This window comes from Rhizobium sp. Root1204 (assembly GCF_001424965.1).
Taxonomy (GTDB): domain Bacteria; phylum Pseudomonadota; class Alphaproteobacteria; order Rhizobiales; family Rhizobiaceae; genus Pararhizobium.
The window spans coordinates 1-21,537 of the sequence record NZ_LMCZ01000044.1; the positions used below are offsets into that span (position 1 = coordinate 1).

Consider the following 21,537-nt stretch of genomic DNA (forward strand, 5'->3'; position numbering starts at 1 on the left):
GAGCATCACCGGGATGATTGGATGACCCTCACCGGCGAGCGTGAAGCCCAGCTTGCCCATTTCGCTGCGGAACAGCGTCGCATTGGCTTCAAGCCGCGACCGCAGCGCCTCGCCATTGTCGATCAGGTCGAACACTTTTAGCGAGGCAGCCGCAATCACCGGGGCGAGCGTATTGGAAAACAGATAGGGCCGTGAGCGCTGGCGCAGCCAGTCGACCACTTCCTTCTTCGCCGACGTATAGCCGCCAGAGGCGCCGCCAAGCGCCTTGCCGAGCGTGCCGGTGATGATATCCACCCTGCCCTCGACGCCGCAATATTCGGCCGAACCACGGCCATGCTTGCCGACGAAACCGACGGCATGGCTGTCATCGACCATCACCATGGCGCCATACTTGTCGGCGAGATCGCAGACCCCTTGCAGATTGGCGATGATGCCNCTTGCCGACGAAACCGACGGCATGGCTGTCATCGACCATCACCATGGCGCCATACTTGTCGGCGAGATCGCAGACCCCTTGCAGATTGGCGATGATGCCATCCATCGAGAAGACGCCGTCGGTGGCGATCAGCCTGAAACGCGCGCCCTCGGCTTTCTTCAGCTCTTCTTCGAGCGCCGCCATATCGTTGTTGGCGTAACGAAAGCGTTTGGCCTTCGACAACCGCACGCCATCGATAATCGAGGCGTGGTTGAGCGCATCGGAAATGATCGCGTCCTCTTCGCCAAGCAGCGTCTCGAACAGACCGCCATTGGCATCGAAGCAGGAGGAATAGAGGATCGTGTCCTCCAGTCCGAGGAACGACGAAATCCGCGCCTCAAGCTGCTTGTGCTCTTCCTGGGTGCCGCAGATGAAACGGACCGAGGCCATGCCGTAACCGTAACGATCGAGCGCCTGCTTGCCAGCCGCAATCAGCTCGGCATTGTCGGCAAGCCCGAGATAATTGTTGGCGCAAAAGTTCAAAACCTTCGCACCGGACGCAACCTCAATCTCGCCAGCCTGCTTGGACACGATCACACGCTCCGACTTGTAAAGCCCCAATGACTTCAAACCGGAAAGCTCCGTGGAGAGATGGGACAAAAATGCGCTTGTCATTGCAAATGCAACCTCGCTTGAGCCGGTGACGCTTTTCGCGCAACAGCATTTTGGAAACCTTGTTGGAGAACGATGAGGAGGGCTTGATACCGCCCTCCTCTCCTTCGGATTGGTCAGCGTCCGGCAGTCCACCTGACGCAAGAGCAAAGGAACCGATAACGATCAGGCCGCAGCAGCGGCAAACCCGTTATGGCAGAGGTTCTTCAGTTCCTCCAACGACATCGCATCCAGCTCCAGAGCGGAGAGAAGGTCGTTCTCGGCGGTGAAGTCGCGGCCATACATGGCTGAGAAAATCCGTACGCCGGCTTCATGTAGCTCCGCAGGGTAACCGGCGAGGCGGCCGATCTTCGCCGTCATCACCAGTCCGAACGGGACATCTTCGGTCACATATCGGCTGTCGGCCGTGGTCGGGCCGCTGCCGCCATTGCCCGCTTCGTGCATCTCCTGGTTCATCTGGGAGATCGAGCTGATCGGCACATGGAATGAAAGATGGAAATGCTGGAAGATATTGCGCACGTCAAGACCAAGCTTGGTGGCAATGGCGATCCGTTCCTGATCAAGATCCTCCAGAAGACGTCCGACATTCGGCGTGACGTTCTGACCCTGGCTCCAGCTTTCCCCCCGCTCCATGCGAGTCATGTTGCCGAGCGCGATGCCCATGTGATTTTGCGGATTGAGGTTGGAGAGCGCGATCGCCATCAGGCTGCCGCGATCAAGGAAGCGGTCGCCAAACAGGTCCTTGCAGACGGCGAGACCGGTGGCGCTGCGCGAGGCAGGCACGGTTGCAAGGTCAACCTGTTTGCGGACTGTGTTCACATTGACCGATGTCGGGCCTTGCTGTCTTCCGGTCACAGCGGTGGTGCCCCAGGCGACAATCGTGGCGATGACGCCACGCTCGGCGAGCAGGCGTGAAAGATACAGCGCACCAAACGAAGCATGAGAACTGAAGACAACGGTCTGCTGTGACGTAACATACGGTGCGATCGCGTCGAGAACGGTCTTGTGGCCATAGGCAGGAAGCGCAACGACGAGCACGTCTGCGCCAGCGACGAGTTCTGCAGCGCTCGCTGCAACGGCCGGATGGAACGTGCCCTTGATTGCCCCATCGGCAACGAGTGCTTCGCCAGCGGCCAACGCCTTGGTGCGTTCGCCGGATGGCGACCACAAGGTCACCTTGTGCCCTTGCTGCTCAACAAGAGCAGCGGTTCCATAAGCGATCGAACCCGCACCAACAATACCTACCCGCATTACAATTTCCTTTTCTCGTCAATCTATTGAACCGGCACAACCCGGCCATCATTTTGGACGTATCGACGTCCGTTGTGCGCCCGGCACGACATCGCCGGATGCAACCACCAGGAATGCTCCGGCCCCGACCGGGCCGACGCTCTTCAGCGAATGGGGCACGTCGGCGGCATAGCGTGCCGTCTCGCCCGCCCGCACCGTCATTGTGCTGCCGGCGCTTCTGACCAGGATCTCGCCTTTGGTGCAGTGCAAATGCTCGATGGTACCTGCTCCGTGCGGGTCACTTGCCAGCTCCCCTTCTGGTTCAAAGCTCAGGAGATACCATTCGATCAGCGAAACCATATTGGCTGGTGACAGGATCTGCAGCGTGCAGCTGCCGTCGGCGCTGCGAATGGTCGGCGTCAGGTTCCCCGGTTGCAGGTCGATAATCGAGCCGCCGCCCCGCTCCTCGCTGGCGCCGCCGATCAAACTGTTGAGATCGATCTTCAGCGCGCGCGTCAGGTGCCAGAGGGTTCCATAGGTCGGATTGGCATTGCCCCGTTCTATTTCCGACAGCATCGAACGCGACACACCGGACATTGCGGCAAGTTCCGCGAGCGTCAGATTGAGTTCTTTTCGATAGGCCTGCAAGCGTGGCCCGATTTCGGGCGGATTGATCGAAAGCATGTTTTGTCCCCCTTCTCCGAGCCCGTAAGCGTTGCGGCCAATCACTCTGTGATCGGCTCGCCAAGTGTGTGCATGAGCCGGTTTGCCCAGCCGAATAGCGATGTGGACAGAATGAGATCGAGGATCTCGTCCTTGCCCAGACCGGCCTCCACGAGTGCTGCCATATCGGCAGTGTTTGCATCGGAAGGGCATTTGGAAAGCTTGACCGCGAATGTCAGGATCGCCTTCAGGCGTGGATCGATCTCTGCATCGACGCCATCGGAAAAGATCGCCGCGATGACGTCCTCATCCTTGGTCAGCTGGTTGTAGCGGCTGGCATGAACGGCGGCACAGTAGATGCAGCGGTTGACAATGGACGCACCGACCGCTCCGATTTCACGCTCGGCGCGCGACAGGCCACCGCGGTTGTACATCACCGCGTTGAACAGCGGCGATCTGTGTTTCAAGGTTTCGACGTCATGCGCAAGCACAAGAACATAGTCCGAAACCTTGGTATTTGACGGCGTGATCTTCAGCGCCTCAAGTTGCTCGGCACTCGCTTCGGCAAGATCAAGCGGTGCCACATAGGGCTTCCAGACCGGGATGTCGGTGGTAAAATCGTGGACAATGTTGCTCATGCAAGTTCCCGCATCAATTGCAGACCGGCGGCGACCCTGATCTGATAACTGACGAACGCAACAAGTTCCGATAGTCGCACGATGTCTGCGTCGGCAATCCCGGCTTCCTGCAGCAACTCGATGTCACGGCGCGTCGCCTCCTTGGGCGCGTGTGCGACCAGATCGACATGCCGGATAAGCGCCTTCGTTCGAAGGTCGCTGCCACCGTCGAACCAGATGTCGGCGAGGCGGGCGGCATTGTCCGGCGCGCCGGCCTTCTCCAGCATCGCTTCGAAATGGTCTTCGAAAGCCTTGTGATCGTTGATCTTTGCTATGCGCCAGGCGAGTGCCGCGCGCTCTGCATGCGATAGGCCGCCAGGATTTTCCGGTGTCAGAGCGCCGTCGTGGGTTTGCTGGGTCAGCGCCATGATGTCGGCCCTTCCCGCCACCACTTCGGCGAACGCGCTGCCGGGTTCAATGCCGGCGATCGCGGCAATCACGTCCTCGTTTTCAGCCATGCCGTCGTCCTCCTATGCCTGCTTGCGGGCGGTGTTCTGCGTGCTGCCGGGCAAGGGTGATGCCGTCCACTCGTCGCCGCGCAGTTCGGGGGTGTCGTAGTCGAGCAGCCGCTGCCAATACTGGTCAAAATTCTCGGTATAGAGTTTCGCGGCAATCTCCTGTGCCAGCCATGCCGCGCCTTCGCTGATGCCAGGAATGTCGCCACTGACCTTTCCAAGGCTTGCCGTGGCGCCCGAATTGAAGCTGTGAATATTGGCAAGCCACGGCGCCTGCCCCGGCTCGCGCTCAAGGAAGGTGAAGTCATTGGCGAGATAGGGAAACCTACCCAGATCAGCATTCTCCTGGCCGACCGGTGGCGTGAAGCGGTCCTGCCACAACAGGATCTTGTCGGCGTAACCGTCGAGTTCCTTGCGCGCCAGTGGATCGACGCCGAAACCGGTGCCAAGGATGAGGAAGTCGGCGCGCACCGGCTTGCCCTGCGATGTCTGAATAACGATCTCATCGCTGTCGATTTTCGTCGTTTCGACCGCCGCATCAAAGTGGAAATAGGCGTTCGGATGACGGCTGACGCGCATCGTCGAGCCACGGGGTGCGGGCGTCTGCGTACGCAGTGAATAGTTCATGATCTGCCAGCGCCTAGCGTCGCCAAGCTGGGGAAAGGCCGCGGTAAATCCGAACGAGCCGATGCCCATCAGCTTGTTGACGCAGGGCATTTCCTTGCGGCGGATCAGATGGCGAACTTCTGCTGCCCCTGCCTCCAGGGCCTCGGCGGCATTGTCGACTGCCGACGCGCCGACGCCGACAACCGCGACCCGCTTGCCGCGCAGGGCGGCAAAATCGATCTCATGCGACGAGTGCGCCCAATATTTCTGCGGCAGTCCTTCGACGAATCCGGGAATACTGGGGTGGCCCATTCCGTCGCGGCCGGTTGCCATGACCACCTTGCGGGCGAGCACCGATTTTTCACGAGCGCCCTCGCCCGCCAGCGTCAACCGCATCAACGGCCCTTCGGGCAGGATCGTCTTGACTTCGACGCCGTTCTCGACCGGCAGGTCGAGCACCTTGCGGTACCAGCATAGATATTCCATCCACATCGGCCGCGGGATTTTGTCGAGCGTTGCCCATGTGTCGTTGCCAAACTGGGCAACGTACCAGGCGCGGAAGGTCAGCGACGCCATGCCATAGGCCGGACCGGTCAGTTGCTTGGGCGAACGTAAGGTTTCCATGCGGGCATAGGTCAGCCACGGCCCCTCGCGGCCTTGTGGATTGCGGTCGAAGATACGGATGTTCTGAATACCGGCACCGATCAGTGCAAAGCTGGTGACCAGACCGCACATGCCGCCGCCGATAACGACGACATCGTGCACCTTCTCCCTGCCGTCAGCCACCGTCGGGACCACCCAGTTTGCCGGCGGATAGCACAGGCAGGCAAGATCGTCGCGCACGCGCTGTTCCAGCTCCGGCAGGCTCGCCGCCGCGGATTGGAGCGGTGTCTGTACGTTATAGGCCATGGTTCATCTCCGCCGGTCGATGGAACGTGTGGTTCGCATTGACTGCCCTGCTGGTCTCTGCCCCACATTCCAATGGATGCGGGGCGCGTTTTTTTATCAATTGTGGGCATGCCGGTCTGGAATGACCGTCGTGGTTTCGGGCTTCCAGCCGAGCCAGATGTCTTCGCCGCCCAGCTGGGCAACGTCGCTCGGGTGCACGAGCGTGTTGAGCATCGCGCCGCCTCCGACTTCGACCATCAGCGAGGTATGGTTGCCCTTGAAGACGCGCTGGCGAATCTTGCCCTTGACGCGGTTCCCGCTGACTGGCTCCGCAGCCGAGCAATGGATCGCCTCGGGTCGCAGAACGACGTAGAGGTGTTCGCCATGCCGGGGCGCGAGCCCGCCGGGATTTGCGGTAATGGTGATGCCGTTCCAATTCAAAGCGGCAACATCACCCTCCGAGCTGATCACCGTGCTGCGCAGCAGGTTGGTTTCGCCGATGAAATTGGCAACGAAGACGGAGCCGGGCCGCCCGTAGAGCGTGTTAGGGTCGCCCATCTGCTCGATACGGCCCTTGTTCATCACCACGATCGTATCGGACATGGTCAGTGCTTCTTCCTGGTCGTGGGTCACGAACATGAAGGTCTTGCCGGTTTTCTCCTGGATCGCCTTGAGTTCGATCTGCATCTGCTGGCGCAGCTTGGCATCGAGCGCGGAAAGTGGCTCGTCAAGCAGAAGCACGTCCGGATCCGGCGCCAGCGCACGCATCAACGCTACGCGCTGGCGCTGGCCGCCGGACAGTTCGGCCGGCAGACGCGCGGCATAATCCTGAAGCTGCACGAGTTCCAGCAGCTCCGACACCCGGCGATGAATGCGCTGGTTGTCGAAGCCTTTCAGCTCAAGTCCAAAGGCAATGTTCTTGGCGATGCTCATATGGGGAAACAGCGCGTAGTCCTGGAAAACGATGTTGACGTTGCGCTTGTTGGGCGGAACCCGCGTCACGTCCTTGCCGCTCAGCATGATGCGGCCGGACGTTGGCGTCTCGAATCCGCCAAGCATGCGAAGGGAGGTGGATTTTCCGCAACCGGACGGCCCGAGCAGTGTGACGAACTTGCCGGCCTCGATGCTCAGGTTCAGGTTATCGACGGCGACATGCTTGCCGTAGCTCTTGTTGACATTGTCGAATTGGACGACGGGTTCCATCAGCGAGTCCTCGCACGGCGGGTGATAAATTCGGCGTACAATCCGACAGCGGCCGTAACCACCAGGACAATCGTCGCCATTGCGTTGATTTCAGGAGACATGCCGCCTTGCACCTTGGCAAAGATCAGCATGGGCAGCGTCGGGCGGTATCCGCCCAGGAAGAAGGTGCGGACAAAATCGTCGATCGACAGCAGGACACAGAAGATCATGCCGCCAAACAGCGCGGGTCCCAGATAGGGAAGCGTGACGCGGAAGAAGGCAACGACACCGTCAGCACCGAGATCGCGCGCCGCATCGACGAGGTTGCGTGGCATGGAGCGAAGGCGTGTCAGCGCCATCACCACCACGAACGGTACCGCGTGGACGGTGTGGCCCAGGATGATGGCTGCCGTTCCCGTCGGCATGTCGATGGTCGAGATGAAGATGCGCAGAGAAATCGCTGAAATCATCCCCGGCACGACGGCAGGAAGGCAGGCAAGCGCGAAGATGATCGTCCGGCCGCGTATGCCATCCGCGACGATCAGCATGGCGATCCAGGTGCCGAGCGTGGTCGCGGCCAGCGTAGAGGCGGCAGCGATCATGATCGAATAGAGGCATGCTTCCAGGAACTGCTTGTCCTGCATGACCTTGGCGTACCAGTCGAACGTCCAGTCACCTATCGGGAATGCGACGAAATTGGCGTCCTTGAAGCTCATCGCCATCATCAGCGTGAGCGGCAGCAGCAGATAGAGGATAAAGGCCCAGTAGAACGCAGTCAGCGTTGTGCGCGGAGCGTCGGAAACCATGTTGCGCATCAGAAGGCACTCCCTTTCTTACCGCCGACGAGGCGCATGAAGATGCCGGCGGCGATCAAAGCTGTTACCAGCATGATCAAAGCAAAGGCTGCACCCACCGGCCATTTGTCGCTGGCGCCATGGAAGAAGCCGCTGATCGTTTCGGGGAACAGCACGGTGTTGGGGCCGCCGAGCAGCATGGGGGTCGCAAAGACGCCGATGCAGGTCAAAAACACCAGAGAACACCCGGACACGATACCATCCTTGGACAGCGGCAGGATGATTCTGCGGAAGCGCGTGAACGGTCCAGCACCGAGGTCGGCAGCGGCATCGAGATACTGGCCCGGGATCTTCTCGATCGCCGAATAAAGCGGCAGAAGCATATACAGGCAGATAAGGTAGACCAGTCCGAAGCCGAGAGAGAATGATGTGTAGAGCATCGGAATTGGCCGGTCGATCAGTCCGATTTCGCGCAACAGCACGTTGACGGCACCGCGATTGGCCAGAAGCATGATCACCGAAAATGTGCGGATCAACTCTCCAGCCCAGAAGGGCACCAAGAGCAGCAGCAGCGCTTTGGAACGGCCTTCCGGCTTGACGATCTTGGCGACATAGTAGGCGACCGGATAGACCACGACCAAAGTGGCGGCGGTTGCTGCCGTTGCAAAGATGAAGCTCTTGATCAGGGGCGTGAAGTAGAGCGACTCCCGGAAAAAGATCGCATAGTTGTCGAAGGTGAAATGCGATTCCACGCCCGGCTGGACCGGATAGTGGGACAGAAGACTGATCTTCAGCATCTGATAAATCGGGCCGATATGCAGCATGACCAGCCAGATCAGCGGCACGCCGGCCAAAAGGATGACGCGGCCGATCGGCGACTCGACTGCGGCTCCCAGCGTGTGCCGGTAGATTGCGGAATTGACGATCCGCGCTATGCCGGTCGAGTATTTGGGTATGGACGCACTGCGCCCTGCCGCGTCCCCGGCTATCGTGTTGCTATTCACCATCAAACAATCTCGGTTGGCGCAGCCCAACTGGTACCGCCTTATAACCGGCGGTCAGTCATTGCGCGTTGTTAGGCTTGCAGGCCCTTGGCCGCCACCTGCCCGGAGATCATCGAATGCTCCGGAGCAGGTGAAGGCTTATGCAGGCTTGGCCTCGTTAGGCCGCCTTGACCTCTGCAGTCGCGCGGTCGATCATCTCGTTCTTCATGTCGCGGTTGATCGACGAGAAAAAGATGATGCGGTCGACTTCTTCCTGAGGCAGCGTCGAAGCGAGCTTTTCACGGTCGTTGAGCAAGTCAGCAACGCCGTTCATCGTCGAGCTGTAGCCCGACTGGCGGGTCATGGCTGCACCGACTTCCGGGCTGGCCAGGATTGCGTCGAGCAGTTTGTAGGCGTTCTCAGCATTTGGCGCGTTGTTGACGACGTTGAGCGTGTAGCAGAAGCCGAACGTACCTTCCTTCGGCACCGACAACTGAATCGGATGGCCGTCCATGATGAGCTTGGCAGCCGGGCCCGACCAGGAGTGCGCGAGATAGATGTCCTCGTTGATAAACATCTGCTGCACTTCGGAACCGGCATCATAGTACTTACGGACCATATCCTTGTGCTTGATCAGCAGGTCGCGTGCTTCGTTGGTAGCCTTCTGGGCGATTTCCGGCTTGTCGGCATAGGTGACGAAGTCGCCGTCATGGCCGAGATACTGCATGGCAATCGTCATGAAATCGCTGACGATATAGGAGGTCTGGCCCTTGTACTGCGGATCAAACATGATCTCCCAGCTCGGCGCTTCCTTGACATAGTCGACATTACGGGCAAGGCCCTCATAACCAGCCAAGATGGGCAAGCCCCAGAGATTACCGTCGATGCGCGCCCAGGGAGCATCCTGATAAGCGGTGTTGAGATTTTTCCAGTTCGCAATCTTGCCGGTGTCGAGCGGCTGGAGCAGCTTCGAACTGATGAACTGAGAATAGCGATGACCGGCGACCGTCACCATGTCGGTTGAAGGGTTAGCACCTTCGGCCGTTAGCAGATTATACTGCTTTCCCTGGTCGTCGGTCAGACGGATTCTGACTTCGATCCCGGTGTCCTTCTGGAACTTTTCAAGGAATTCCTGGGGCAAGAACTTGTCGTAAGTTGTGACGTTGAGGACACCGTTTTCAGCCCACGCTGGGCGCGGGCGAATAATCGAAGGCAATGCAAGAACGGCCGCGCCTGTGCCGAACAGTTTCAGCGCGGTTCTGCGGGTCGTCGTCAACTTATCACTCATTTAAGTTCCCCTTTTTGATTTGAACTTCTATCGAGCCGATGGTCCTGATTACCTATGTGAGTTCACAACACACGGCTCCGCCTGAGCCACTGGTGCCCAAAGCAAAAATAAAACTGTTAAGGTAGGCCTCCCAGCCAACAGTCCGGTATGTCGTACATCGCATCCGGTAAACAGGAATTGATCGCTATATTGGACGGTTGTCAAGCGGTTTTCGAGAAAACCTTTCTGGACGTTGGCTCCACGGCAATCTGGCTTGATGTGGCTCTCTGTCAATCGGCTCGGAATGTTGACCCCCTTACTGGCGTCCAATATTCCACGCCGAAACACCACTTAAGGCCCTCGGCGTCGCGTTAGGGCTTGAAGCGCTGCTGGGCCTACGCGGCGACGCACCTGTTCCAGTCCTCTATCTCCCTGAACCCCTGATCGACCCAACCTACTTCGTCGATGAGATGAAGGCCATCGGTACCCGTTTTGATTTTACCCACTGAGGAAACGTTCACATGACCGCGACAAAAAAATCAGTCCGTCCTGATCCTGGGCGCAACCGGGAGCCTGGGCTCACGTACAACACGGATGCTGCGCAGACTCCATCCGGAGCTCATCATCACTATCGGCGCACGCGACATGGAAAAAGCAGCAGCGCTCGCAGCCGAGGTCGGCCATGCCACGATCCCCAAAGTCGACATTCACTCGGGCGATCTTGGCATAGATAAAACCGCGCGGCACAACATCGTGGTGACGCCACTCCGTGATCATTCACTAAACACTTTGCGCTATGCGCAGATGCTTGGTGCGCCCTACATTGTCCTTTCAGACGGCGTATTCGAGCTCGCCCCGATTGTTGCACATTATGCCCATCACCCGCACGCTTCGCCCATTCTGCTGCTGGGCCATAGCAATGGCGGCTCACCTACCCTCGCTGCACTGCACTTCGCACAGGAGTTCGAAAACGTCGCGTGGCGTAGGGCAGCCTAATCAATCTCATCTTTCCTGCTGGCCGCGAACGTGGTCTCACCTTCGATGACGTACAGATAGGCCAAATCGAACGCGTCGAGCTCCGAGACCACTTACATGAAGAGCGCGGTTGGATCGCTGTCAGCCATGCCGTTGATAGCGCAGGATGGAGATATGCGCGGATAGCGTCGGAACGACTACCTCAAGCCAGACATTCAGTTCTCCCAGGTCTTGTCGCTACGTCTTCAGGGCGACTTCAGACATCGACCCCGAAGTGTAGGCCACGGACTGGTCAACGGTTGGCCCGCCCCTCACCCCGAGACCAGCTCAGCACCTTTCACGGCCACGCCGTCAATACCGGCCCGTCGTGGAAAAGACAGCCGCCTGGTCAGCATGAACCGCGTTTCTGCGCCCCTACCTTCAACGCTTGCGCACGAACTCAGTGCGCAGAACCAGCCCTTTGATTGCGTCATGGCGGCAATCAATTTCTTCCGGATTTTCGGTGAGCCGGATTGATTTGACGATGGTGCCTTGCTTCAATGTCTGGCCAGCGCCCTTGACCTTTAAATCCTTGATCAACACAACGGAATCACCGTCGGCGAGAAGATTACCGGAAGCATCGCGGACTTCGGCGGCTTTGGCTTTATCTGCTGCAATTTCGGAAGCAGGGCGCCATTCACCTGTTACGTCATCATAGACGTAGTCGTCGCCGTTCTGGTTACTCATTTTCTGTTCCTTGTGCCGTGCCACTCCAGGAAGCCGTTACAGCAGTTTCCAAATCAAAATGCATTTATCCCGGAAAGCCATCGAGATCAAATCACCAGCGTCTTTTTGCAACCCCACAGGCCGAAGACAGCCGGGACTGGTGCCGGCCGACCCGTGCATAAAGCGCCTCCAAGCGGGGCTGAGCAACCCAAGGACCTCGTCCGTCAGTACCCGGATTGCCCGCAGAGGATGATCCGCCGGAACACGTCCTCCAGCCGCACGAAACTGAAAAGCTCATCACCATGACCCGGTCGGCCGCGCATCAATCCACTCCCCCACATCAATGAAACCAGTGAATCACAAACCCATCCGCGTGACGAGGAGTTTTGCAGCAGCCGGCGAGATCCGCCCGGTGAGCGGTTATTTGTGAATACGGTAGCGACGCCCATCGACGTTCCAGATGAGCATCGCTCAACTATCCAACCACGTGGCGAGGCCGTCCAGCGTCTGCAACCCATACTCCACCGCGCCGAATCCGACGACCGCCTGGCGTCTTTGGCGGCTCGGATGGAGCTGGCGCATGGTCAGCACAGTCTTGCCGTCGGTCTGCTCATCGAAGGTCATCGTCATGTAGAAACGGTCCGGGTCATCGGGGTCTGGGGTACCATAGTCCACCACGATCAGCTCATCCGGAACGATTTTCAAGAAGCGCATGAGATTGGGGAAGCGTTGCTCTTGGCCCTCGAATATGCCCACCATGTCGAAGCGCCATTGCCCACCCTCGCGGATATCGGCTTCGTGGCTCTCAATGTTGAGGCCGGCCGGGCCATACCATTGCGCCAGAGCGGCCGGGTCCAGCCAAGCAGCGAAGACTTTATGCCGCGGGTGCTTCAGCACCTTCACCAGCACGATCTCGCGCTCGATCGACCAAGTGTCAAACAGCTTTTCCATCGTTGTGCCCTTCAGTCTTGTTCAGGTAGTCTTCGAGACGATCGAGCCGCTCGGCCCCACGCCGGCGCTCGATTTCCATCCAGTCCGCCGCCTCGTCGAAGCGAGATGGGACCAGGCGGCACCAGCGGCTTCGTCCGCGCTTCTCGCTGGTGATCAATCCGCAATCCTCCAGCACCTTGAGATGCTGGGCAAAGGACGGCAACGCCATGTCGAAGGGCTCGGCCAGTGCAGTGACCGGCAATTCGCCCTCCGCCAGTCGCGACACGACCGCGCGACGGGTCGGGTCACTTAGGGCGTGAAATGCGAGGTCCAGCGGGTTCGAGTGGTAGGGCATACCAACTCGGTAAGCCTATCGCGTACGCCGGTCAAGAATAAAAAGGCACTTGCCTTAGTGTTTGACCGATAATATAAAGGTGACTACCTTAGTATTTGGGAGTGCGCCAATGACAGTTCGTGCCGACCTTGTTATCTCGCTCGACGGCTTTGCAACAACGACGGACCAGACGCCAGACAATCCGTTCGGCCAGGACTGGTCGCCCCTAGTCGGCGCATATGTCGCGACGAGGACGTTCCGGGAGCGTGTGTTCAAGGACACCAGCGGCAAAGGCACCACCGGCATGGACGATGCGTATGCAAGGGATTACTTCGACAACATCGGCGCGGAAATCATGGGCGCTGGCAAGTTCGGGCTGCACAACTTTCCTGATGATCCAAACTGGAAAGGGTGGTGGGGCGATGAGCCGCCTTTCAAATGCCCGGTCTTCGTCCTGACGCACACACCGCGCGCCTCGATCGAAATGGCTGGAGGTACCACGTTCCACTTCCTCGCCGCTAACCCGGTTGATGCACTGCAACAGGCCTTAAAGGCCGCAAACAGCAAGGATGTACGAATAGGTGGCGGACCAACGATGGTTCGCGATTATCTAAAGGCCGGGCTTGTGGACCGCTTGCATGTCGCCATTGTTCCCATTCTGCTAGGACGTGGCATACGCCTATGGGACGATTTGAGCGGCTTGGAGGCCGGTTACACGGTCAAGTCAGAAACGGCCGAAAGCGGCACGATCCACGTCACTTTTCATCGTCAAGTCCTGACCTGAGGCGGTCGTGCACCGTCTAAGGTTTCGCGTTCGCTACAGGATTTGTTGCCATCATCGTTCGCTTTGATGACATCTGGAGAGGCAGCGCCGGTAATCCGGCACACATCACAATTCATGAAGTGAGCCGCGGCCGCAGCCCTGCCCCCTTCACTGATGGCACGCCCGTCGAGTAGATCGCGTATCACTTGAAGTTAAGTCGGCGGAGCTTCCCGTTCGCTCAGGTCACCGTGCTCCACAAATCTCGTCATTCAATTCTGGCTTTCATCATCTCGCCCGAAACCTGTTATTCCGGAAACGACCTCGCTGCTGCCATTCGTAATACGGCCACGCCTCCCCTGGGCAAACGACTTGCCAGCGGAAGGGACCGACGGAAGGAAGTTCAGATGAAGCCAATGTTAGCTCCTTGCCGGTGCACGGCCTAGCCAAAACTGAGAACGTGATGCCGTCACGGGTAACTCAGGTCCAAACCAAGCATCCTGCTAAGGACGAACGCCAACAGCACTACTGCCGAAACCGCTAAAAGGAAGGCTGCAGCAATCATGCCGCTCGTGCGTAATGCAGCTCGCCTTTCCTCCTTCCCCCCTTGGTCGTAGTGCCACTTGATCGCGAAGAACATGCCCGCGCCTAATCCGAGGGCTTTGAACGTGCCGAAGGCAATAGGTACCCAATCCATAATGAAGACTCTCAAGTGAATCAGCTACGCGCGTTATGATTTCAACTCAGGCAAACGTAGCAATGTTTAGATGTAACGGCAGGTGGCTACTTGTGGGTTCGAATGGCGAGTTACCTGTTCACCCCAACAGTTTGTTTAAACTTAGCAACTGCCGGCATGAACTGCATGGGGTGACGACCGGGCTGTGTAACCGAAACCCTCCGGCTCCGGGCGTCAAAGCGTTCTCAATTCGGAACTCGTGTGCGATTGCAGATGTTAATGTTAACCGCGTGCGGTGTGCCCTTGCGAGGCTTCGATTGAGCGTAGTCGCGGTCGATTTTTCGCTCTTCCGCCTCAAAGTAGAACCGGCTCCTTATAGGCCAGCCTTTCAACAATCGAATGGGCAGAAGACAAGCCAGAAGCACGGGCGGGAGGGCGATGAAGAGATGCGCCCAAATAGAGGGCGAATAAGCAACTTGGATTCGGCACACCAGCGCCACGCCTGTAAAGCAAATGAAGCAGATTAAAAAGAACGCCAGACGATCAGCTGGCTTGGCGGAGGAGTTTTCGAGACCACGTCCCAACCCGCTGTTGCTCGGCGACAGCGGAGGCGATTTGTCAGTCATTGTTCCGGTTTCCTAGGATTAATTGCATGCAATTATACATACATTATCCTATCAATATCACCTACAATTCAAATTGTCGCAGGTTGGTGGTTACCGTCAGCTGATGCAGGGTGCGGCCCACGCATTCGAGCGACCGCTTGCCGGTTCTCATTGGTGCTCAGCTCGATCGAACTGGCGACTGCAAACTATTCACGAGGCGTAGGGCGTCAGTTCACGTGCCAGCGGACTCCAGAAGCGGCCAATGCCGAACCCCAGAGGTACGCATCGGACGGACGGCGGTACCATGGCTTAACGCTCCCGGTCGCTTGTTCCGCTTCCCTGCCGACGGAACTCCCAGTCGATTTTTCCTTCCTCGGCTTTGTAGAAATACTGACTGTTGACCAACCAGCCTTTGAGCGGGCGCAGAGGTAGAAGACAGGCGGCCAAGACCAAAGGTAGCGATGTCAGAAGATGGACCCAGATGGGAGGCGTGTAGGCCACCTCGATATAGCAGGCGACTGCGACGGCAGGAATGCATGTAAAACATATCACGAAGAAGGCAGGCCCATCGGCAGGATCGGCAAAGGAATAATCCAAGCCACAGACATCACATCTGGGCTTCAGAGAAAGAAACCCATCAAAGATATGACCCTGCCCACACCGTGGGCAAAGACCTTTAATGCCAGTCCGAATTGGGGGCAGCGGAGGCCATTCACTTGCCATCACCTTTCCTTTCAATTTTAGATTATATGCGCTATCAATGCATACATTAATGCAATCAATCCGGAAACATTACAAAATGCCGCACATACAACCTCTATGGGCTGAACCCTTGCTGCGGCCGCGAGCTCCGTGCCATTTAAAAAGCTTGGCCAGCTTGCCCGCCCAGAAGGTCCCCACGGTAAGTGCCAAGTCGTGAAGCCTAATAGATCAGCAAAATCAGGGAAGTAAGGTGTCACGGCTTAACGGATGTTATGTCTGGCTTGACAACAACTGCGAGACGCTTCCAGATAACGTCCATACAATCAGCAAATCGAATACAATAGGACTTCCAATGGTTGCGACATCATGGACGCCAAGACTCGACACGAAGGATAGCCCCATCTACCTGGCAATCGCTGACGCACTTGCGACGGATATTGCAAGCGGGCGGCTTGCGGAGGGCGCCCGGCTTCCGACGCAGCGCAGGCTAGCTGACGATCTTGACATTGACTTCACCACAGTGAGCCGCGCCTATGCCGAAGCCCGAAGCCGAGGGCTAGTAGAAGGAAAGGTTGGCCAAGGCACATATGTCAGAACGCGACCGAGCCGATTGTCCAGCCTACAGCCCTCCGGCTTGGTCGACATGAGCATGAACCTGCCGCCGCGTTTCGATAACTCAGCACTCACGCGCCGGATGTGGGACGCGACGAAGGACCTTGAAGCCGAAGGGCTTGATCTTTTGATGCGGTATCAGGAGCCTGGCGGAATCATGCGGGACCGAATGACTGCAACATCGTGGCTTATGAAACGTCTCCCCGACGTTTCTGCAGACCGAATCCTGATTACGGCAGGCGCTCAGGGCGGCCTGCACGCCATATTGAGCGTTCTCGCGGAACCGGGAGATACGGTTTGTGCCGAAGAACTGACTTATCCCGGCTTCCGCTCGGTAGCCTCGCATTTGAAGCTCAAGTTGCTGCCGCTGGAAATGGACGAACAGGGCTTGCTTCCAGAGGCATTCGCAAAGGCCTGCCAAACAACAAAGCCAAAAGCTCTCTATTGCATGCCGACGCTCCATAACCCTACCTCCCGCACGATGCCGCACGGCCGCCGCCTTGAGCTGGTGGAGTTGGCGCGCACCTACAACGTTCCTGTTATCGAAGACGATGCCTACGGTGCCTTAGTTTCTGGTGCGCCTGCGCCACTCGCTGTGCTCGCGCCAGAGATTGTCTATCATGTGGCCAGTTTGTCCAAGTGTTTATCTCCAGCCTTGCGGGTCGCCTACGTCGCGGTGCCCAACGGGCGCAGTCCAAGGGTCGCTAGCGCCATCCGTGCGTCCGCCTCTCTGGTTTCACCTCTTACCAGTGCGACTGCATCACGTTGGATCGAGAGTGGGGTAGCAGATGCGGTCTGCCGCGCAATCATTCAGGAAACTGCAGCCAGAGTTCAGACCATGAAGGCGATGTTGCCTTACGAGGTTGAAGTTTCCCCTGGTGGGTTCCACGTCTGGCTTGCTGTACCGAAACCATGGTCGAGAGGCGAATTGGTTTCGGCGCTTCGCTCTGTGGGAGTCGGTATCGTTTCAAGTGACGCTTTTGCGCTGTCGCGACCTCCGGAGGCTGTAAGACTTGGACTAGGGGCTCCAGCAACGATGAAAGAATTGACGCATAGCCTTTCGCTTCTGGTCGATCTCCTTGCGCAGGAGCCCGCCCTTTCAACGACAATAATTTGAATTTCCCGCATCGCCATGCCGATGATATCTCACGGGTGAAGTACCGATAGCTTTATGGACTTGCTACGTCTCCCGCCCCCTTTGGAGCGCAAAGAGGAACTGCTGGCCAGGGTATAAATGCATGATTGGGCCCGCTCTGGCCGACGATGTACTCAGCTTGTAGAGCAACACCCTCAGGAGGCATCTGTGCAGCCGTCGGGTCAGAATTTGTCGATGACGATCCGGATGCCGGGGAGATAATGAAGGCCGGCGGAATCCAAGGCCAGTGAGACATACTTTTGCCAATGACGAAACACCGGGCGGCATGTGGGCGACCAATTCGTAATGAGCATTTGGGTGAACCGAGTATAGCGGCGACGTCAAATCACGCGGCCGTCGTTGTCTTTGATACCGGCATGAAAGCCATCGTCTTGGCAGCGTTTCAGGATTTCTTTTTACAAATCCGACTTTGTGCGCCGACACGCAAATTTTGATTTCGTATCCAAGCGACCATTCGGCCGCTCGTGCCGCCATCGCTGCGCCCCCTCCGCCCCATGCCCGGGGGAACGTCATAAGTCGCATGGGCATCATGCGGTAGCATGAGCACCATATCCGTGGTCCAAGGAGCATTCATAAATCCACGGTTATCAGTTCAACATTTAACTTCAAAATATGAAATCAAGCTTTTATGAACGCAACAAGCAGGAGAACCAGCCGATGCGCCAAACGATATTCAGCGTGAGTGCCTTGGCATTGATTGCGGGGACAATAGTTATGACCGAACCGACGGTGCCCGGCCACCACGCCGCTGCCCATGCCCAAACTTCCCTTCTTCAGGCTGCAAGAGCCGGGGATCTGACAGCAGTCAATGCCTCGATCAAAGCCGGAGCCGATCTCGAAGCGCCCGGCAGGAACGGTGAGACGGCACTTCTCGCAGCAACCCATGCCAACAGGATCGATATCGCGCGCGCACTCATCGATGCGGGGGCCAATGTCAATGCCAAGGATGCCATCAAGGACAGCCCTTATCTTTATGCGGGCGCACGCGGACACCTTGAAATCCTCAAGATGACGCTTGCACATGGCGCAGACTTGAAGAGTACCAATCGCTATGGCGGAACAGCACTCATTCCCGCCTCCGAACGCGGTCACCTCGAAACGGTGCGTACGCTGATCGAGGCAGGTATCAACGTCGATCACGTCAACAATCTTGGTTGGACCGCGCTCCTCGAGGCCATCATGCTGGGCGATGGTGGCCAGAGCCATTTGGATATCGTGAAGCTTCTCATCGACGCCGGCGCCAACGTCAATCTGGCAGACAATGACGGCGTCACGCCGCTTCAGCATGCCCGCAGCCGCGGCTATGCGCCCATGGTGACCCTGCTGGAAAAGGCCGGCGCAAGATAAGCGGCGCCATCACGTTTCTCCATCGGGCCATAAGACGCACCTTCGATGATGTCGAACAAGGCGGGCGCCCGTCCGGCGCCGTGGCCGTCAAGAATGGCAAAGTCATCGCCACGGGCGTTAATCGCATGCAGGTCGTTGCGATCCGACCGTCCATACCGAACTGATATCACCCCGTGCGACAGGCAAAATGTTGCAAACGCCACGCCTCGATGGCTGCGAAGTCTATGCGAGCGGCCAACGCTGTCCCATGTGCCTTCCCGCAATGCGGATAGCCGGCGTTGAAAAGATCCGCTACGCCTATTTCCAATCTACAGGCCGAGCCTTTCGGCCTTTCAAGCGCGAGAATCGCCGCTGATCTCGCCAAGACTGTCAGCGCACAAACCGGCGTGAGTTTTGAGCATTTCTCACCCGAAAATGATTCGAAACTCTATCGGGCCTAACAGAACAAGAACAACGTCGGCACCTGAAAAATGCAAACCAATATGCGGTAGCTTGATGTCGCTGCCGGTCGATTCCGTGGACGGCTTCCACTCAGGCGGGTGCCGTTTTGTTGGCTTGACGAAGCTCGCGGTTCTCACGCTCCAGAGCCTTCATCTTCTCGGCGACGTCACTCGGCAGGCCTGCTCGTTTGCCGCTACCTCGGTCTTCTTCACCCACTCATACAGCGTGGCTGCCGAGCAGCCTATCTTGGCCGCGATAGATGAAACGGCAGCCCACCGTGACGGATGTTCTGCTTCGTTATCCAGAACCGTCCGGATCGCACGCTCACGGACTTCAGGTGAAAACTTGCTCGTTGTCTTACTCCTATCAGCTCCACTCTCTCAGAAGTTGGAGCCTCCGGCAAACCCGGTGCGGTTCCGCCATTGTCGGTCTGTTGCCGCCGGAGATGAGGAAGCTGAAGCAGCTCGAGGACGAGAATGCGCGATTGAAGAAGATCGTCGTGGGCAATCACTTCACCCGGATTCCAGTGGCGGCGATAACGAGGATCTCGAACGGCTTGTGCCATCCTGCAAGATCGCACTAAACGATCGCCGACCGGTTAACTTTACGGTGCCTATGGCAGATGGTAACATTGACGCTGCACACGCTGAACGCACGATAGCTTAAGGCTTCATCCGAAGAATGATGGTAAAATGGTGCAACATTTGGAGAGGGCATCCGCATGCCTCAAGCCCCCGGGAAATCTAACAAAGTTCAAACGAAGCCGGTAGCCGGCGCAGCGAAGACCAAAACCCCGAAGAAGAATGTGTTCCCCCTCCCGCCAAGTGGGACGGTGGGCTCATGGGAGGATGATCCTGAATCAGCCGTCAGCCTGACGGTGCCCATACCGGACCTTTCCAAGCCCCCGCTCGCGTTCTCCTTCCCGGCTGGTGGGCCGCCCCCTGCCACCTACGCGCACGGGACATCTGAGTTCCGCTACTGGGCCACGGCGGCTGCGTTGAGGCGTGCCGCCGACTATTGGGCGAAGCGGGTGCCGCTGACACAATGGTACGGTGGGCCGAGTCTCGACGTCGTGCTCGACAAGGGTTTCGACCTCGACGCCAACTACGACCGAGCCGCGTTGAACTTCTTCCACGGTCCGGGCGTGACAGGAACAGTATTCACCTGCGAGAGTGCTGACGTAAGCTGTCACGAGATGGGGCACGCCGTGCTTGACGCCTTCAAGCCGGGGCTTTGGGGCGTCGCCAACCAGGAGGCCGCAGCCTTTCACGAGTCCTTCGGCGACATCAGTGCCTTGATGTCGGCCATCCAGATTCCGTCGTTGCGCACCGCGATTCTGACAGTGAATGGCGGAAACATATACACTAAATCGCGTCTCTCGAGGCTCGCGGAGCAGCTCGGCAGTGCTCTGCGTGCGCAGGATCCCGATCTAGCCGAGGTGGACTGCCTGCGCAGTGCAGTCAACTCGTTCAACTACCAGGACCCGACGACGCTCCCGAGCAATGCAGCGATGTCGTGTCTCTCATCGGAGCCGCACTCCTTCTCGCGTATTTTCACAGGAGCATTCTTCGAGATCCTCGGGGTTTCTCTCGCGGCTAAGGCGGCTACACCGGGGACACCGACCGAGGCTGAGTTGCTTACCGTCTCCGACGACGTTGCCGGATTTCTTGTTCAAGGTATCAAATGTTCACCAATCGTTACGAACTGGTACGCCCACGTCGCTGCTAACATGGTGATTGCGGCCCAGTCGGACCCGATCTATGCGTCAATCGCCAAAGGCGTGTTCGTGGGGAGAAGTATCCTTTCCCTAGAAACCGCGTCCTCGCTCCCGATGACATCCCAGGTCAAGCCCCTAGACGCGGCGGCGAAGCCGGATACGGCCGCGCGAGAGCCCCTCCCGATGGTCGGACTGTCTGCGTCCCAGTATGGCATCGACGGTCTGCTCTTCGTAGATGCGGCGGCCGAGCCGTGCAGGTTTATCGTTATGGCAGCTGGCTTCGATGGTGAGCCGATCACTGCCTTGAGCGCAACTGCGGCAGCTAAGGCCTTCGTTGATGACCTCTTCATGCGGGGCCGCGTCGACTACGGCGCCGTCGTAGACCGGGAGCACCGGCTGTTACGGGACCACAAAACGAAGACCCATGCGCTCGTCAACGTCGACGGCGGCGCGCGCTTACAGCGCCGAATTTTCAACTGCGGTCTTTGCGCATGCGGCGTCAGTCACTAGAAAGGAAACGGCCAGGTGGCGCAGAAGGACTTCTCAGGGGCCACGACGTCGTGGTCCCACTGACGAGCCATTCAAGGCGTCCGTCAGGCGCCTCGTCGAGCACGGAGAAGCTGCGCCCGCTCCCGTCGGCAGTCTTCCGTCGCGCGCCACCCACATCATCGTCGGCAAGACCATCTCGCCTGGAAATTGCTCCAGGGTGGTCGGCCACTAACGTGCGGGGCCACGCCGTCCGCCG

Annotated in this window: 21 protein-coding genes and 2 pseudogenes; 5 read left to right on the forward strand and 18 right to left on the reverse strand. The window is 58.2% G+C overall.

Annotated elements, in window-relative coordinates:
- From ASC96_RS34200 to ASC96_RS30480, 11 genes and pseudogenes are all read right to left on the reverse strand, one after another.
- The coding region (locus ASC96_RS34200) for an aminotransferase class I/II-fold pyridoxal phosphate-dependent enzyme (protein ID WP_244482391.1) at positions 1–435 on the reverse strand (435 nt) is incomplete at both ends.
- 1 nt (position 436) lies between these two features.
- Positions 437–1,090, reverse strand: a pseudogene (locus ASC96_RS34205) (aminotransferase class I/II-fold pyridoxal phosphate-dependent enzyme); the annotation flags it as partial.
- A 162-nt stretch (positions 1,091–1,252) separates the two neighbouring features.
- Positions 1,253–2,338, reverse strand: a complete 1,086-nt coding sequence (locus ASC96_RS30440; RefSeq protein WP_060506811.1) for an NAD/NADP octopine/nopaline dehydrogenase family protein — start codon at positions 2,336–2,338, stop codon at positions 1,253–1,255.
- A gap of 48 nt (positions 2,339–2,386) precedes the next feature.
- Positions 2,387–3,001 (reverse strand): XRE family transcriptional regulator, encoded by a 615-nt coding sequence (locus tag ASC96_RS30445; protein ID WP_082512331.1) that lies wholly within the window; start codon positions 2,999–3,001, stop codon positions 2,387–2,389.
- 41 nt (positions 3,002–3,042) lie between these two features.
- Positions 3,043–3,618: a peroxidase-related enzyme gene (locus tag ASC96_RS30450; protein WP_060506812.1), complete on the reverse strand. Its 576-nt coding sequence runs from the start codon at positions 3,616–3,618 to the stop codon at positions 3,043–3,045.
- Complete coding sequence (locus ASC96_RS30455; RefSeq protein WP_060506813.1) at positions 3,615–4,115, reverse strand: hypothetical protein; 501 nt, start codon at positions 4,113–4,115, stop codon at positions 3,615–3,617. Before ASC96_RS30455 ends, ASC96_RS30450 begins: the two co-directional genes overlap by 4 nt.
- 12 nt (positions 4,116–4,127) lie before the next feature.
- A complete protein-coding gene (locus tag ASC96_RS30460) occupies positions 4,128–5,627 on the reverse strand; it encodes an NAD(P)/FAD-dependent oxidoreductase (RefSeq protein ID WP_060506814.1) in 1,500 nt (499 codons plus the stop codon).
- 96 nt (positions 5,628–5,723) lie between these two features.
- The gene (locus ASC96_RS30465; RefSeq protein WP_060506815.1) at positions 5,724–6,809 is read right to left on the reverse strand and encodes an ABC transporter ATP-binding protein; all 1,086 of its coding nucleotides are present in this window, start codon (positions 6,807–6,809) and stop codon (positions 5,724–5,726) included.
- Positions 6,809–7,603: an ABC transporter permease gene (locus ASC96_RS30470; protein ID WP_060506816.1), complete on the reverse strand. Its 795-nt coding sequence runs from the start codon at positions 7,601–7,603 to the stop codon at positions 6,809–6,811. Before ASC96_RS30470 ends, ASC96_RS30465 begins: the two co-directional genes overlap by 1 nt.
- On the reverse strand, positions 7,603–8,589 hold the full coding sequence (locus ASC96_RS30475; protein ID WP_060506817.1) for an ABC transporter permease: 987 nt from the start codon (positions 8,587–8,589) through the stop codon (positions 7,603–7,605). The genes ASC96_RS30470 and ASC96_RS30475 overlap by 1 nt, the downstream gene beginning before the upstream one ends.
- A gap of 154 nt (positions 8,590–8,743) precedes the next feature.
- Positions 8,744–9,853 carry an extracellular solute-binding protein gene (locus ASC96_RS30480; protein WP_060506818.1) on the reverse strand — a complete coding sequence of 370 codons (1,110 nt, stop codon included), beginning with the start codon at positions 9,851–9,853 and terminating at the stop codon, positions 8,744–8,746.
- Between the two features lie 573 nt (positions 9,854–10,426).
- On the opposite strand from ASC96_RS30480, the gene ASC96_RS30485 reads away from it, so the two are divergent.
- Complete coding sequence (locus ASC96_RS30485) at positions 10,427–10,828, forward strand: hypothetical protein (RefSeq protein ID WP_060506819.1); 402 nt, start codon at positions 10,427–10,429, stop codon at positions 10,826–10,828.
- Between the two features lie 399 nt (positions 10,829–11,227).
- Here the strand turns inward: ASC96_RS30485 and ASC96_RS30490 are convergent, their stop codons facing one another.
- From ASC96_RS30490 to ASC96_RS30500, 3 genes are all read right to left on the reverse strand, one after another.
- Entirely contained in the window at positions 11,228–11,533 is a 306-nt protein-coding gene (locus ASC96_RS30490; RefSeq protein WP_060506820.1) for an alkylphosphonate utilization protein, read from the reverse strand.
- Between the two features lie 450 nt (positions 11,534–11,983).
- Entirely contained in the window at positions 11,984–12,463 is a 480-nt protein-coding gene (locus ASC96_RS30495; RefSeq protein ID WP_060506821.1) for an SRPBCC family protein, read from the reverse strand.
- The gene (locus tag ASC96_RS30500) at positions 12,447–12,797 is read right to left on the reverse strand and encodes a metalloregulator ArsR/SmtB family transcription factor (protein ID WP_060506822.1); all 351 of its coding nucleotides are present in this window, start codon (positions 12,795–12,797) and stop codon (positions 12,447–12,449) included. The genes ASC96_RS30495 and ASC96_RS30500 overlap by 17 nt, the downstream gene beginning before the upstream one ends.
- Before the next feature lie 109 nt (positions 12,798–12,906).
- Here ASC96_RS30500 and ASC96_RS30505 point away from each other — a divergent pair, with 109 nt between their 5' ends.
- Complete coding sequence (locus ASC96_RS30505; RefSeq protein ID WP_060506823.1) at positions 12,907–13,560, forward strand: dihydrofolate reductase family protein; 654 nt, start codon at positions 12,907–12,909, stop codon at positions 13,558–13,560.
- 445 nt (positions 13,561–14,005) lie between these two features.
- Here the strand turns inward: ASC96_RS30505 and ASC96_RS30510 are convergent, their stop codons facing one another.
- The 3 genes from ASC96_RS30510 to ASC96_RS30520 all read right to left on the reverse strand — a co-directional run bounded on the left by ASC96_RS30510 (position 14,006) and on the right by ASC96_RS30520 (position 15,540).
- Positions 14,006–14,233, reverse strand: a complete 228-nt coding sequence (locus tag ASC96_RS30510; protein WP_060506824.1) for a hypothetical protein — start codon at positions 14,231–14,233, stop codon at positions 14,006–14,008.
- A gap of 224 nt (positions 14,234–14,457) precedes the next feature.
- Positions 14,458–14,838, reverse strand: a complete 381-nt coding sequence (locus ASC96_RS30515) for a DUF983 domain-containing protein (RefSeq protein ID WP_060506825.1) — start codon at positions 14,836–14,838, stop codon at positions 14,458–14,460.
- A 288-nt stretch (positions 14,839–15,126) separates the two neighbouring features.
- Positions 15,127–15,540 carry a DUF983 domain-containing protein gene (locus tag ASC96_RS30520; RefSeq protein ID WP_060506826.1) on the reverse strand — a complete coding sequence of 138 codons (414 nt, stop codon included), beginning with the start codon at positions 15,538–15,540 and terminating at the stop codon, positions 15,127–15,129.
- Between the two features lie 331 nt (positions 15,541–15,871).
- Between ASC96_RS30520 and ASC96_RS30525 the strand changes: the two genes are divergently transcribed.
- Positions 15,872–17,248, forward strand: a complete 1,377-nt coding sequence (locus ASC96_RS30525; protein WP_060506827.1) for a PLP-dependent aminotransferase family protein — start codon at positions 15,872–15,874, stop codon at positions 17,246–17,248.
- Positions 17,249–18,001: 753 nt separating this feature from the next.
- A complete protein-coding gene (locus ASC96_RS30530) occupies positions 18,002–18,634 on the forward strand; it encodes an ankyrin repeat domain-containing protein (RefSeq protein ID WP_244482393.1) in 633 nt (210 codons plus the stop codon).
- Between the two features lie 546 nt (positions 18,635–19,180).
- Here the strand turns inward: ASC96_RS30530 and ASC96_RS32345 are convergent.
- Positions 19,181–19,392: pseudogene (locus ASC96_RS32345) on the reverse strand (transposase); the annotation flags it as partial.
- 404 nt (positions 19,393–19,796) lie between these two features.
- On the opposite strand from ASC96_RS32345, the gene ASC96_RS30540 reads away from it, so the two are divergent.
- Positions 19,797–21,302, forward strand: a complete 1,506-nt coding sequence (locus ASC96_RS30540) for a hypothetical protein (protein WP_060506829.1) — start codon at positions 19,797–19,799, stop codon at positions 21,300–21,302.
- The last annotated feature ends 235 nt before the right edge of the window (positions 21,303–21,537 follow it).

Coding starts and splice junctions, on each gene's coding strand:
- ASC96_RS30440 (WP_060506811.1), bottom strand. CDS start 2,338: ATGCGGGTAGGTATTGTTGGTGCGGGTTCGATCGCTTATGGAACCGCT.
- ASC96_RS30445 (WP_082512331.1), bottom strand. CDS start 3,001: ATGCTTTCGATCAATCCGCCCGAAATCGGGCCACGCTTGCAGGCCTAT.
- ASC96_RS30450 (WP_060506812.1), bottom strand. CDS start 3,618: ATGAGCAACATTGTCCACGATTTTACCACCGACATCCCGGTCTGGAAG.
- ASC96_RS30455 (WP_060506813.1), bottom strand. CDS start 4,115: ATGGCTGAAAACGAGGACGTGATTGCCGCGATCGCCGGCATTGAACCC.
- ASC96_RS30460 (WP_060506814.1), bottom strand. CDS start 5,627: ATGGCCTATAACGTACAGACACCGCTCCAATCCGCGGCGGCGAGCCTG.
- ASC96_RS30465 (WP_060506815.1), bottom strand. CDS start 6,809: ATGGAACCCGTCGTCCAATTCGACAATGTCAACAAGAGCTACGGCAAG.
- ASC96_RS30470 (WP_060506816.1), bottom strand. CDS start 7,603: ATGCGCAACATGGTTTCCGACGCTCCGCGCACAACGCTGACTGCGTTC.
- ASC96_RS30475 (WP_060506817.1), bottom strand. CDS start 8,589: ATGGTGAATAGCAACACGATAGCCGGGGACGCGGCAGGGCGCAGTGCG.
- ASC96_RS30480 (WP_060506818.1), bottom strand. CDS start 9,853: ATGAGTGATAAGTTGACGACGACCCGCAGAACCGCGCTGAAACTGTTC.
- ASC96_RS30485 (WP_060506819.1), top strand. CDS start 10,427: ATGCTGCGCAGACTCCATCCGGAGCTCATCATCACTATCGGCGCACGC.
- ASC96_RS30490 (WP_060506820.1), bottom strand. CDS start 11,533: ATGAGTAACCAGAACGGCGACGACTACGTCTATGATGACGTAACAGGT.
- ASC96_RS30495 (WP_060506821.1), bottom strand. CDS start 12,463: ATGGAAAAGCTGTTTGACACTTGGTCGATCGAGCGCGAGATCGTGCTG.
- ASC96_RS30500 (WP_060506822.1), bottom strand. CDS start 12,797: ATGCCCTACCACTCGAACCCGCTGGACCTCGCATTTCACGCCCTAAGT.
- ASC96_RS30505 (WP_060506823.1), top strand. CDS start 12,907: ATGACAGTTCGTGCCGACCTTGTTATCTCGCTCGACGGCTTTGCAACA.
- ASC96_RS30510 (WP_060506824.1), bottom strand. CDS start 14,233: ATGGATTGGGTACCTATTGCCTTCGGCACGTTCAAAGCCCTCGGATTA.
- ASC96_RS30515 (WP_060506825.1), bottom strand. CDS start 14,838: ATGACTGACAAATCGCCTCCGCTGTCGCCGAGCAACAGCGGGTTGGGA.
- ASC96_RS30520 (WP_060506826.1), bottom strand. CDS start 15,540: ATGGCAAGTGAATGGCCTCCGCTGCCCCCAATTCGGACTGGCATTAAA.
- ASC96_RS30525 (WP_060506827.1), top strand. CDS start 15,872: ATGGTTGCGACATCATGGACGCCAAGACTCGACACGAAGGATAGCCCC.
- ASC96_RS30530 (WP_244482393.1), top strand. CDS start 18,002: ATGACCGAACCGACGGTGCCCGGCCACCACGCCGCTGCCCATGCCCAA.
- ASC96_RS30540 (WP_060506829.1), top strand. CDS start 19,797: ATGCCTCAAGCCCCCGGGAAATCTAACAAAGTTCAAACGAAGCCGGTA.